This is a genomic window from Thalassotalea sp. PP2-459, assembly GCF_001913705.1.
In the GTDB taxonomy this organism is placed as follows: Bacteria; Pseudomonadota; Gammaproteobacteria; order Enterobacterales; family Alteromonadaceae; genus Thalassotalea_C; species Thalassotalea_C hakodatensis.
Map to the genome: position 1 here is coordinate 14,352 of NZ_MKQD01000056.1, position 12,574 is coordinate 26,925.

10 protein-coding genes are annotated in these 12,574 nt (G+C 38.7%); 5 read left to right on the forward strand and 5 right to left on the reverse strand.

What is annotated here, in order from left to right; genetic code table 11:
* The gene (locus BI291_RS14055; RefSeq protein ID WP_175573131.1) at window positions 1–642 is read right to left on the reverse strand and encodes an MBL fold metallo-hydrolase; all 642 of its coding nucleotides are present in this window, start codon (window positions 640–642) and stop codon (window positions 1–3) included.
* A 200-nt stretch (window positions 643–842) separates the two neighbouring features.
* Here BI291_RS14055 and BI291_RS14060 point away from each other — a divergent pair, with 200 nt between their 5' ends.
* Window positions 843–2,180 carry a sodium-dependent transporter gene (locus BI291_RS14060; protein ID WP_074499409.1) on the forward strand — a complete coding sequence of 446 codons (1,338 nt, stop codon included), beginning with the start codon at window positions 843–845 and terminating at the stop codon, window positions 2,178–2,180.
* Window positions 2,181–2,277: 97 nt separating this feature from the next.
* Here the strand turns inward: BI291_RS14060 and BI291_RS14065 are convergent, their stop codons facing one another.
* From BI291_RS14065 to BI291_RS14075, 3 genes are all read right to left on the reverse strand, one after another.
* Window positions 2,278–3,468 carry a diguanylate cyclase gene (locus BI291_RS14065; protein WP_083602072.1) on the reverse strand — a complete coding sequence of 397 codons (1,191 nt, stop codon included), beginning with the start codon at window positions 3,466–3,468 and terminating at the stop codon, window positions 2,278–2,280.
* Window positions 3,469–3,573: 105 nt separating this feature from the next.
* Window positions 3,574–4,920 (reverse strand): DNA recombination protein RmuC, encoded by a 1,347-nt coding sequence (locus tag BI291_RS14070; RefSeq protein WP_074499410.1) that lies wholly within the window; start codon window positions 4,918–4,920, stop codon window positions 3,574–3,576.
* Between the two features lie 123 nt (window positions 4,921–5,043).
* Window positions 5,044–6,579, reverse strand: a complete 1,536-nt coding sequence (locus BI291_RS14075; protein ID WP_074499411.1) for a fumarate hydratase — start codon at window positions 6,577–6,579, stop codon at window positions 5,044–5,046.
* 142 nt (window positions 6,580–6,721) lie between these two features.
* On the opposite strand from BI291_RS14075, the gene pabB reads away from it, so the two are divergent.
* The 3 genes from pabB to BI291_RS14090 all read left to right on the forward strand — a co-directional run bounded on the left by pabB (window position 6,722) and on the right by BI291_RS14090 (window position 10,249).
* A complete protein-coding gene (gene pabB, locus BI291_RS14080) occupies window positions 6,722–8,122 on the forward strand; it encodes an aminodeoxychorismate synthase component I (RefSeq protein ID WP_254849589.1) in 1,401 nt (466 codons plus the stop codon).
* A gap of 41 nt (window positions 8,123–8,163) precedes the next feature.
* Window positions 8,164–8,739, forward strand: a complete 576-nt coding sequence (locus tag BI291_RS14085) for a CoA pyrophosphatase (RefSeq protein ID WP_074499412.1) — start codon at window positions 8,164–8,166, stop codon at window positions 8,737–8,739.
* 133 nt (window positions 8,740–8,872) lie between these two features.
* On the forward strand, window positions 8,873–10,249 hold the full coding sequence (locus BI291_RS14090) for an L-serine ammonia-lyase (RefSeq protein WP_074499413.1): 1,377 nt from the start codon (window positions 8,873–8,875) through the stop codon (window positions 10,247–10,249).
* Window positions 10,250–10,300: 51 nt separating this feature from the next.
* Here BI291_RS14090 and cysB read toward each other — a convergent pair whose 3' ends face one another.
* Window positions 10,301–11,275 (reverse strand): HTH-type transcriptional regulator CysB, encoded by a 975-nt coding sequence (gene cysB / locus BI291_RS14095; RefSeq protein WP_074499414.1) that lies wholly within the window; start codon window positions 11,273–11,275, stop codon window positions 10,301–10,303.
* Between the two features lie 290 nt (window positions 11,276–11,565).
* On the opposite strand from cysB, the gene BI291_RS14100 reads away from it, so the two are divergent.
* Window positions 11,566–12,327 (forward strand): hypothetical protein, encoded by a 762-nt coding sequence (locus BI291_RS14100; RefSeq protein ID WP_074499415.1) that lies wholly within the window; start codon window positions 11,566–11,568, stop codon window positions 12,325–12,327.
* The last annotated feature ends 247 nt before the right edge of the window (window positions 12,328–12,574 follow it).

Sequence of the window (12,574 nt, forward strand, 5' to 3'; positions counted from 1 at the left end):
TTAACTTACCCTGTCAGCAACAAAAGGGTTGGTTCTTCTTTCTTCACCAAAAGTACTCATTGGCCCATGCCCAGGAATAAAACGAACATCGTCCCCTAACGGAAAGAGGTTTTCACGAATAGATTCGATCAAAGTGGCATGGTCACCACGAGGAAAATCTGTTCGCCCCATTGAGCCTTTAAATAATACATCGCCTACTTGCGCCAGTTTAGTATCGCGATGGAAAAAAACCACATGCCCTGGTGTATGTCCAGGGCAAAAATACACTTCTAAAGTAATATGTCCAAAACTTACGGTATCTCCTTGGTTTAACCATCGAGTGGGTTCAAAAACCTCTGCATGATCAAAACCAAAGCGCGTAATTTGCTCTGGGATCAAATCAATCCAAAATTTGTCTTCTTTATGTGGCCCTTCAATATCAACCGAATACTTTTCAGCAACGGCTTTGGTAGCGCCTGCATGATCAATATGCGCATGGGTCAATAATACTTTTTCTAATGTAACACCATTTTGTTCAATGGCTTGATTAATGAGTTCTATATCACCACCAGGGTCTACAACAGCGGCTTTTTTTGTTTCATCACACCAAAATAATGTGCAATTTTGTTGAAAAGGTGTAACAGGGATAATTTGGTATTGCAACATAGTAACTCTCAAGTTTCAAAATTAGGAACTATTTTCTCTGCTCCTTAATGTGGGTGCAACCCATTTTTAATTCAATACTAGGTTGAATATATTTACATCAACAAGGAAAGAAATGTTAAGAAATCATTAAAATTACTTTCCTATTTCTAGTGAACTCGGTAAGCTCGGCTGAAATAAAAATAATAGCGCAACACTATATGACACAACTTAGGGACTCTTTTCATTCACGCATTGGTTTTGTACTGGCTGCTGCCGGCTCTGCCATTGGCCTTGGTAACATTTGGGGTTTTCCAACGAACGCGGCTAATAACGGTGGTGGTGCCTTTCTGTTTGTTTATTTAGTCGTCACAATATTGTTGGCGTTACCCGCTTTATACGCGGAAGTCTACATTGGTAATCAAGCACAAAAAAACCCAGTATCGGCATTAGGAGATGCCTGTAAAGGTGTTTCTGAAGGATTAGGTCGTAAAGCAGGTATCATCGGCTTATGCGGCGCTATCATGATGTTGAGTTTCTATACTATCGTAGCTGGCTGGATGCTTTCTCATGCACTATCTGCAATTTCAGAGCTTGTCGGTCTAACCGACATTTCGCAGTGGCTAGCAACCTCAAGCACTGAACGAAATTTGCTATTCACGCCTATTTTTATCTTATTAGGAGCAGCAATTGTTCATCAAGGTGTGAACGCCGGTATTGAAAAGTGGTCTACTCGATTAATGCCAATTTTATTGATCATGTTGTTCGGCTTAATTGTCTATATATTACAACAGCCAGGTGCGATGGAAGGGTTAAAAGTATATTTGATCCCTGACTTTAGCCAAATCACCAACCCAACATTAGTGGTTTCAGCGATGGGGCAAGCATTCTTTTCTTTATCAATAGGTGTTGGCGGTATGATGGTTTACGGTTCATACATGCAAAAAGATAAAGACTTAGGCAAGTTAGTATTGTCTATTACCGCATTAGATACCGGCATCGCCTTTTTAGCGGGTTTACTGATAATTCCTGCGTTATTTGTTGCTCAACATGCTGGTCAGCAAGTATTTGAAGGAAATGAGCTTATTGGTGAAGGCCAATTGATTTTCCATATCTTACCTGAGTTATTTACCTCAATGGGCTCTATTGGCCTTGTTGTTGCCGCAAGCTTCTTTTTGTTGTTATCAATTGCCGCATTAACGTCAACCATTTCATCCACTGAAGTGCCTGTTGCCTTTCTAATGGAAGATAAAAAGGTATCTCGACAAAAAGCGACCTGGTTAGTATCGGCTACAGTATTATTTTTCTCTCTGCTGTTAATCGCCTTTTTTGATGTATTATTTGGGGCATTTATTAGCGTACTCACCACTATTTTACAGCCTCTTAGCTGCCTATTTTATTTTATCGTTGTTGGTTGGTTATGGAAAAGAGGCAATAAACTTCGTGATAGTGACCTACAACAAAATCGACCTTGGCTACGTCATTGGGGTAATTATTTGCGTTTTGTCTGCCCATTGTTGTTAACCGTCGTGTTTGTCAATGTGGCGATTTTAAATTAATAGTCATTAATTAACGTTATTAAAAGTAAAAAAGCCTTACACATAGCACAGTGTGTAAGGCATTTTTACTTCATTGTTCAACGCGATATAAACACGACTACCGACTAACGTTGTTTCTGCCCTTCTTCTTCGCGCGATATAGTGCTTGATCTGCTACCTTTACGACTTGTTCAAAGCTTTGTTTATCTTCTCGGGCAGAGACTCCCATAGAAACAGTCACACTCACTGTTTTGGTTTGCTCTGTTGGCTTACTGCCACGTGCTTTTTTACTTTTTCTTACTGGGTGCCTAATAATGATTTTATAATCAGCAATTAATTGACGAATGCGTTCAAGTTCAGGCGTTGCACCCTCAATCGTCTTCCGAGGAAATATTAGGGTGAACTCTTCACCACCATATCTAAACGCTTTGCCTCCTTCACCCACCGTCGCTAATTTTGCAGCTACTAGCTTTAATACCTGATCGCCAATATCATGACCGTAACTGTCATTAAACTTCTTAAAATGATCGATGTCTACCATTGCAACACAGTAGCGTCGCCCTAAGGATAATGCGTACTGATTTAATGCTCTACGGGATGGAATAGTTGTGAGTTCATCGCGATAGGCAAGATAATATGAATCAATGACCACCACCACAATATAGTGCACTAACAACAGTGTAAGTATTGCACTCAAAGGTAAAGTTAATTGTTGATAATACGCTAAACTCGCAACCAGTAAACTTGTGAGTAAAGAAGCGATTAATAAGCTAGGGTATCGCAACGATTGAAACAATATATAGCTACAGGAAAGCAGCAATGGAAGTGTAATCGTTATATGCGCGCTAAGTTGTGCAGGCCAGCCAAGTAGTAAGGTTTGGGCAGTTAAATATTCACCGAATAACAACCAACCTTTTGCCAAAAGAATACAAGAAAAAATAGCAGCTAGGCGCAATCCACCATGGACAGAAATTAAACTACGATCTTTCACATTCACTAAAAAGCTTAAGATGAACATCGCAGATAAAAATATCCACTCTTGGTGTTGAATAAACCAGTCATTACTGACCAGTTGTTGTTGAAAGAGTAAATAAACGCTAAGTAAACTAATGATAAGTAAGGTATATCGACTTCTACTAAATTGCGCAGTAAAAATAATACCTACAGCAAATAACCCTAACACAACCTGTTCGATTAGATTTATTTTACTTAACCAATACGATTGACTATAACAAGCAACAACAAAGAATATGCTGACTGCTAGCCCTGTCCATAATGTGGTTTTTATACCTTCAATTTTTTGCAACAACTATACAGCCCTATCATTGTTATTTTTCGACATTTTTTATTTCATTGCACCTCTAGACAAGGTGACAACCGTAAACGCTATTGTATGGTGTGATATAAGCGGCAATCAACTGGTTTTTTCATGAAGTAACTGTGCCTTTAATTTATCTTCTTGGGATAAGTCTACTTGCTCTATCTTGTCAAACCGAGCAGATATTTTATCTGCCGAGGTATGAATTTGTTTAACATCAACTGACGCTTGATCAATATGCCGAGCAAGGTTATTAAAGCGCAATTTAAATCGGGAAAAGTCAGCAGATAACTCACCTAGATGTGCTTTAATAATATGCACTTGTTCTCGTGTAGCTTCATCTTTAAGTACCGCTCGGGCTGTGGTTAAAACAGCCATTAGCGTAGTTGGAGAAGTTAACCAAACCCTTTGATTATTCGCATGCTCCACTAAATCAGGAAAATGACGGTGTATTTCAGCAAATATCGCTTCTGCAGGAATAAACATAATTGCACCATCGGCTGTTTCACCATCAATCAAGTACTTACTGCTTATGTCATTAATATGTTTTTTTATATCCGCTTTAAATTGTCTTTCCGCCGCTTTACGAGTCAAGTCGCTGTGATGTATATCAGTCATCACTTTGTAGTTTTCTAATGGGAATTTAGCATCAATAACAACGTTACCTGTTGGTTCTGGTAGCCATAAAATACAATCAGCCACTCGATTATTAGACAAAGTATGTTGTAGGCTAAAATGTTGTTCTGGTAAAACATTACGAATTAACGCACTAAGCTGTACCTCACCAAAGGCACCACGAGAACGCTTGTCAGATAAGACTTCTTGCAGTGATACTACGTTGCTAGATAATTCTGTTATTTTTTTCTGTGCATCATCTATTAATGCTAAACGCTTAACAATATCGCTAAACGTTTTACTGGTTTTTTCAAAGCCATCCGCAAGTCGCTTCTCTACTTGTTCACTGATTTCTTTTAAACGGTTATCCGTTGCACCAGTTAACTCAGACACTTTGTTCGCTATTTTATCACTGGCAATCGTTAATGACTTTGCTTGTTCTTCACGGTTTGATTGATTATGTTTTGCAATAACATCTAGTAATTGCTCAAGAGCAACCGTTTGTGTTTTAGTAAAGTCTTGTTGGTGTTTATGCAACATTGATTGCAGCATATGTGCATCATCACGCGCCTGCTGTTGCTGTAATGTTGCCTGTTCAGAAAACAATTGATGTTGTGCAAATTTATGCTCAGAAAATAATTGCTGTTGTTGCTGTATAAGTAATTGCATATGCTGCTGTAATAGCGTTTTTAATTGTTCGCGGCTTGCCTTTCCGTTTATATTCCCAAGCATAATGCCGATCAATAAAGACACGAATAAACAAGAAAAACTAAAGAGCAGTTGAGATGTGGAAAGTTGCTGAAAGAAATCGAGGATAAATGTTAGCATAACACCAATAAACACTGTAAATATGAACAGTTATTTAAGCATAACAAAACACTAATGCCAACCATTAAAAAAAGCGGCAGATTTTACTTGCCGCTTTATCTTAATCATAAACGACAGAAGTATTTATTTCTTCGGTGTTAATGCGTCGTCGAGCTCTTCAATTTTTGCTTGCCAAATGGCTGGTCCAGTAACGTGTGCTGACTCACCTGTAGAGTCAACTGCAACAGTAACGGGCATATCTTCCACATCAAATTCATAGATGGCTTCCATACCTAACTCTTCAAAAGCGACAACTCGCGCTTTTTTAATGGCTTTTGACACTAAATATGCCGCGCCGCCAACAGCCATTAAATAAACCGACTTATGCTGCTTTATGCTTTCTACCGTTGCTGGGCCTCGCTCAGCTTTACCGATAGTACCTAATAAGCCAGTATCAGCTAACATCATTTCGGTAAATTTATCCATGCGTGTTGCCGTTGTTGGGCCAGCAGGACCTACCGCTTCATCACCAATCGCATCAACGGGGCCAACGTAATAGATAAATTTATTAGTGAAATCGACCCCCGCAGGTAAGCCTTCGCCAGAAGCTAATAACTCTTGAATTTTTTTATGTGCCGCATCACGACCCGTTAAAATTTTCCCTGACAGTAATACGGTTTCGCCAGTTTTCCATTCTGCAATATCGGCTTTAGTTAAGCCATTAACATTTACTCGGCGAACATTTTCACCAACTTCCCAGGTAATTTCTGGCCACTCTTCTAATTTAGGTGGTGTTAAATCAGCAGGGCCATTACCGTCTAGATTAAAATGAACATGACGGGTTGCAGCACAATTTGGGATCATCACCACAGGTTTAGACGCAGCATGCGTTGGTACTGAGTTAATCTTAACATCAACAACCGTTGTTAAACCGCCTAAGCCTTGAGCACCAATACCAAGTTTATTGACACGTTCGTAAATTTCTAAACGTAATGCTTCTTCGGCATTTTCTGGCCCACGATCAATTAACTCTTGAATATTAACGGGATCCATTAAACTTTCTTTTGCAAGTACCCCAGCTTTCTCAGCTGTTCCACCCACGCCAATACCGATCATGCCAGGCGGACACCAGCCAGCTCCCATGGTAGGTAATGTTTTAACAACCCAGTCAGCGATAGAATCACTTGGGTTTAACATAGCCATTTTAGTTTTATTTTCACTGCCGCCGCCTTTCGCTGCAATCATCACTTCAACTTCATTACCAGCAACCATGTTAATATGAACAACAGATGGCGTATTATCTTTAGTGTTCTTACGAGCGCCTGCTGGGTCAGCAACAATTGACGCCCTTAAAGGATTATCAGGATTCAAGTACGCACGACGTGTTCCTTCATCTACCATTTGCTGAATGGTCATATCGGTTTTATCCCATTGCACTTCCATACCGATATTTACAAAACAAGTAACAATACCCGTATCTTGACAAATAGGACGTTTACCATGCGCTGACATACGCGAATTAATAAGTATTTGTGCAATAGCATCTTTAGCTGCTTGGCTTTCTTCTTTGTGGTAAGCCTTTTCTAATGCTTGAACAAAATCTAATGGGTGATAATAAGAGATATATTGCAAAGCATCAGCAATGCTGTCGATCATATCTTGTTGTTTAATAATAGCCATGGTTGCCCTTTAACGATTTTCAGTGTGATCTTTCTACAATAACTATAGCGAAAGTATTGAAAGTTATATTTTTGCCGATATGATACCCTGCTTGAATCGCGCTCGCTAGTAGCGGCGTTTGAATATTTAACGGGTACTCACATTGTCGCAGCATTGTAAAACAATTATCACCGCGAAACCTTTACACTTTGGTCATGCTTATACCCCTGCTGAAGTTTTCACTCCACTTGCCAAACAGCCTTGGGCTATGTGGCTTGATTCTTCAAGTAAAGGGCATATCGATAGCCAATTTGACCTTATCGTTTGGCAACCCCGCGCGACCATTATTGCCGATGATCAACAAATCGTTATTGAACAAAATCAGCAAAAAACGACCTTACCTGTTGACGAAGATCCACTTAATGCTTTATCTGCATTGCAGTCTACAATTTTCGAATCTATCGAAATAGCAAGCTCTGAACTTCCATTTACTGGGGGATCCGTTGGGTATTTCTCATATGACTTAGGAAGAAGTTTTGAACAATTACCCAAACAAGCGATTAAAGATATTGCTATGCCTGAAATGGCCGTTGGCATTTATACTCATGGGATCATTTTCGATAATAAAACACAACTATTTTTTCTAATATGTATAGAAGATGAGCGCGCACAGTTAGAACAAACAATTAAACAATATTTGCAAAACACGCAAAATGAGCCAACGAGATTCAGACTAACGGCTCCGTGGCAACATAATATTACCAAAGCACAATACACCGAAAAATTTAACCGTGTTCAACATTATTTAACCGAAGGCGATTGTTATCAAATCAATTTAACACAACGCTTTTCTAGCCGTTATCAAGGTAATGAGTTCTCGGCGTATTTAGCATTAAGAGCAGCAAATCAAGCGCCCTTTTCCGCTTACTTAACGTTTGATAACTTTTCAGTGCTAAGTGTCTCGCCTGAGCGCTTTATACAAACAAAACAAAGTAAAGTACAAACAAAACCAATTAAAGGCACAATGGCTCGCTTAGCCGATCCAATAGCCGACCAACAGCAAGCGACATTACTCAGCCAATCTGAAAAAGATAAAGCAGAAAACTTAATGATTGTTGATCTGCTACGTAACGACATGAGTAAAGTCTGCGAAGCTGGCAGTGTTGTTGTACCTAAATTATTTGAAATAGAAAGTTTTCCGGCTGTTCATCATCTAGTCAGTACCGTTGAAGGAACGCTTAAAGAAAATAAAACCGCTATTGATTTATTACGGGCTGCATTTCCAGGAGGCTCTATTACTGGTGCTCCTAAGATACGGGCCATGGAGATCATTGACGAGCTTGAGCCACAACGAAGAAGTATTTATTGTGGTTCTATTGGTTATATTTCTGCCAACGGAAATATGGATACCAGTATCACCATTAGAACGCTGGTATGCACTAATAATCACATTTATTGTTGGGCAGGTGGTGGCATTGTCGCCGATTCTAATGTCGATGACGAATACCAAGAAAGCTTAGATAAAGTTAACAAAATACTTCCTGTCTTAGCTGCAATGCCTTAACATTTATTAATTACCTTATCGCTAATGTTAAGCATTGTGCTATGAATAAACATGAGTTTTTACATAAGTTTCATCTGCACCCGCTAACTGCTGCTGTATCTTCACCTCCTTTAGGTACAGGTGGAGTAATAAAAGAATCAGCAGTGTTAGTTGCGCTTGTTGAAATTAATAACGCTCTACACGTTGTACTCACAAAGCGTGCTTCACATTTAAAGCATCATCCAGGTCAAATTAGTTTTCCTGGGGGAAAAGTAGAAAAACATGATTCGAATATTTTTGCTACAGCGTTACGAGAATCACAAGAAGAAATAGGACTTGCAGCTGATTCCGTTGCTATATTGGGACAGCTACCAGAATATCGAACACTCACAGGTTTCACCATAACACCCGTCATTGCCTTGTTACCACAATCACAGCATTACGTTATTGACCAAAATGAAGTAGCACAAGTATTTCATGTACCTTTACAGCATTTTATCGACCAAAGAAACCATATTATTATTACCGTTGAGCGAAAAATGCGTCAACATCCAATTTATTACATGCCATATAACGAGCACAACATATGGGGAGCAACGGCGGCGATCCTCAAAGACTTATGTGAAAATTTACGTTAAAACTTTCACACTAGCGTTAAACATTTTCGTTTTCAGCGACTAAACTTATTTAGTAATGTATAACTTTACGTTATCATGACCGAAGATTATTTCACCACAAACAAAATAATGAATTATTATTCAGGTTTAAAGTATGATTAGTGTATTTGATATGTTTTCAATAGGCATTGGCCCTTCTAGCTCTCATACGGTAGGTCCAATGAAAGCAGCAAAATTATTTGTTGATCACCTTATAGAACAGCAATTAATTGATGATGTAGATCGGTTTAAAGTTGAGCTATTTGGCTCATTAGGACAAACAGGTGTCGGCCACGGCACAGGTAAAGCCGTTATATTAGGTTTATTTGGTGAAACCCCTGAAGGTATCGCGGTCTCTTCTATTGAGCGCATTGTTGATCAGGTCAATAAAACAGAAGTGATCACATTATCTTCAGGCAGAGAAGTTCAGTTTCCGAAATCAGACGCGATCATTTATCACCGAAGAAAAACCTTACCTGCTCACGCTAACGCAATGACGTTATATGCTTATCAAGATGATGAAGTTATTTTTGAAGAAACCTATTACTCGATTGGCGGTGGCTTTATCGTGCAAGATTGTGACTTTGAAAAAGAAAAAGATAAAGCACTTTCCTTACATAGTAATATTGTTCGTCCGCATAAATTCTCAAGTGCTGATGAGCTCATTGGTATGGCTGCTGAGAAAGGCTTGAGTATCAGCACAATCATGATGGAAAACGAAAAATGTTTGGCTGATGAAAAAGTCATTAGAAAAGAGTTAATTAATATTTGGCAAGCCATGAAAGACAGTGTTGAGCGTGGCATGAAAACCGAAGGTATTTTACCTGGCGGGTTAAAAGTAACCCGCAGAGCGCCAGCGTTATATCGATCGTTATCTGTTGAAAGTAATAATGACCCACTAAGTGCGATGGACTGGGTAAATCTATTTGCGCTTGCGGTCAATGAAGAAAATGCCGCAGGTAGCCGAGTTGTTACAGCACCTACAAACGGCGCTGCTGGCATTATTCCTGCGGTGTTATGCTATTACGACAAATTTATCAGACCAGTAACCGATGAAGACTGTATTCGTTATTTATTAACGGCAGCAGCAATCGGTATTTTATATAAAACAAATGCCACGATTTCAGGCGCGGAAGGTGGCTGCCAGGCTGAAGTTGGTGTCGCTTGTTCAATGGCAGCAGGTGCATTAACTGAAGTAATGGGCGGTAGTCCTAAACAGGTAGAAAATGCAGCCGAAATTGGTATGGAGCATAATCTTGGTTTAACTTGCGACCCAGTAGGAGGCTTAGTTCAAGTACCTTGTATTGAAAGAAATGCTATGGGGTCAGTAAAAGCAATTAATGCTTCACGTTTAGCATTGAGAGGTACCGGTACACAAAAAGTATCTTTAGACAAAGTTATAAAAACCATGTGGGAAACCGGCAATGACATGAAAACTAAGTATAAAGAAACGTCAAGAGGCGGTTTAGCGGTTAATATTATTGAATGTTAATCACAATGAGCTTTGTATTACATAAAATACAAAGCTCATTGACTAAAAGCATTACCGAATAGGTAATTCGATATTTTGAAACAACTCTTCGATTTCAGCGTTATTCTTTAATAATACTGCTCTTGTCACCAAGTCGCGATTTAAATGCGGAGCAAATCGCTCAATAAAATCAAACATATAACCACGTAAAAATGTTCCGCGTCTAAAACCAATTTTAGTCGTACTGGCTTTAAACAGGTGACTTGCATCTAACGTAACAAGGTCTTTATCTAATTCAGAATCCATCGCCATGGTTGCAATCACACCAATACCTACCCCCATTCTTACATAGGTTTTGATCACATCAGCGTCTGTTGCAGTAAAGGCAATTTTGGGCTCAACACCAGCTCTTTTAAAGGCTTCGTCAAGTTCTGAACGCCCAGTAAAACCAAAGACATAAGTCACCAATGAATATTGTGCAATATCTTCAATGGTTAAGGTTTTTTTCTTAGCAAGTGGGTGATCAGGTCTAACAATAATACTACGATTCCAATGGTAACAAGGTAGCATCACTAAATCGTTATAAAGGTGGAATGACTCTGTCGCGATTGCAAAGTCGGCTTCACCTTTAGTGGCCGCATCACTAATTTGGGCTGGCGTTCCTTGATACATATGCAACGTTACTTTCGCATATTTTTTCATGAAACCTTGAATAACATCAGGTAAAGCATATCTTGCTTGTGTATGTGTCGTGGCAATTCTAAGCTTACCTTCATCGGGCTGAGTGTGCTCTCGAGCAACCGCTTTAATTGCTTCAACTTTCGATAGAATTTCCGTCGCAATGTTGATCACCTCTTTACCCGCAGGGGTTACATGAGTGAGATGTTTACCGCTACGACCAAATATCTGGATCCCTAGCTCATCTTCTAACATGCGTACCTGTTTACTGATACCTGGTTGAGAGGTAAATAAACTTTCTGCAGTAGCAGAAACGTTTAAATTATTGTTTTGTACTTCGACGATATAACGGAGTTGTTGCAGCTTCATAATCTATGTTTCAAATGACTTATGCCAAAAATATATACTTAAATAACAATTTATTCCATAGCCTTTTGGCTTTTTTGTAAAAATATTTCATAAAAATATAATAAACCCCTTTAATGAAAGAATATTACAACAAAAGGTAAATTAAAAGTACATTTTTTAATCTTTTCATTTAAAATCTAATTATATTTCATTTCAAGGAATATCCAGATATAAGATAACGCTATGCTAAGCTCAACATTTTTTGTAGACTGAGAAAAGTTATCGTAGCAATATCAGTTGAGAAACAAAATATGGGTATTATTATAGGCTTAGTTATCGCACTTGTGATCATTGTTGTTTTTGTGAATGCTGTGCAACAACACAAAGAAAAACAAGAACAAGATAAACGAGCTAAAGCAGCCAAACAAAAAGCTATTATTGATGAAACAGAAGAGTTGATTCTTAATCTTTCACACTTACCTACCAACCCAAAGGTTGTTGAAATACTCAACCGTCGAAGCTTAAATGCAGCGAAAGCAATGGCACAAATAATACCAGAGCTAAAAGGGATAAAAAATAGAATCAATGAAATGGAAGCAAGACTTTCAGCCTCGGAAGATTTAGCCTCACAAACCACAGATGATACCTTTATATTACCCGATAACGAACAACAACTAGTGGTCATCTTACAAACGATCAAGAAATTGAGAGTTACATTAAAATCTGAACAAGCGAAGGGTGCTTTAGATGCCCAAACATTTATGCATGAAGATCAAAAGCTTGATGCAATGCAACTTCGCATTAATATCGAAAGTCTGTATAAGCGTGGGTCTCAAGCACATGGTAAAGAAATGCTTGGTTCAGCCCGTCAATATTATGAAAAAGCGATACAAACATTAACCGAACACCCGCATCAAACTGAATACACCATAAAAAAACGCGAAGAAATTCAAGAGCAACTTGAGTTAATCACTGATGCGCTGAAAAACTCAAATGCGGCAGATGCTGCTAAAAAAGCAAAAGCAGAGGAAGATGATTTAGACTTACTTTTTCAACCTAAGAAAAAATGGTAACTAACCTGAGCCTGGGATAAGAAGTTAGCTAATCAACTGAAACGGTAATCTTTTTATTTATCACACTGTTCTAGCACGGAGCTTTTTCTTAGTGCAAGGCAAATTTGTGCGGTAATAACTTGTCTATTGCAAATAAATTTAACGCAGTAATAAGGAAAAACAACTGCTAGAAAGTAAGTTGTTATCCCGAGCTCAGGTTAACTAATACTCACACCCAAAAAAGCCGACTGAAAGTCGGCTTTTCTCT

Excerpts from the sequence above, each read along its gene's own strand:
- BI291_RS14060 (WP_074499409.1), top strand. The coding sequence starts at position 843 with ATGACACAACTTAGGGACTCTTTTCATTCACGCATTGGTTTTGTACTG.
- BI291_RS14070 (WP_074499410.1), bottom strand. The coding sequence starts at position 4,920 with ATGCTAACATTTATCCTCGATTTCTTTCAGCAACTTTCCACATCTCAA.
- BI291_RS14075 (WP_074499411.1), bottom strand. The coding sequence starts at position 6,579 with ATGGCTATTATTAAACAACAAGATATGATCGACAGCATTGCTGATGCT.
- BI291_RS14085 (WP_074499412.1), top strand. The coding sequence starts at position 8,164 with ATGAATAAACATGAGTTTTTACATAAGTTTCATCTGCACCCGCTAACT.
- BI291_RS14090 (WP_074499413.1), top strand. The coding sequence starts at position 8,873 with ATGATTAGTGTATTTGATATGTTTTCAATAGGCATTGGCCCTTCTAGC.
- cysB (WP_074499414.1), bottom strand. The coding sequence starts at position 11,275 with ATGAAGCTGCAACAACTCCGTTATATCGTCGAAGTACAAAACAATAAT.
- BI291_RS14100 (WP_074499415.1), top strand. The coding sequence starts at position 11,566 with ATGGGTATTATTATAGGCTTAGTTATCGCACTTGTGATCATTGTTGTT.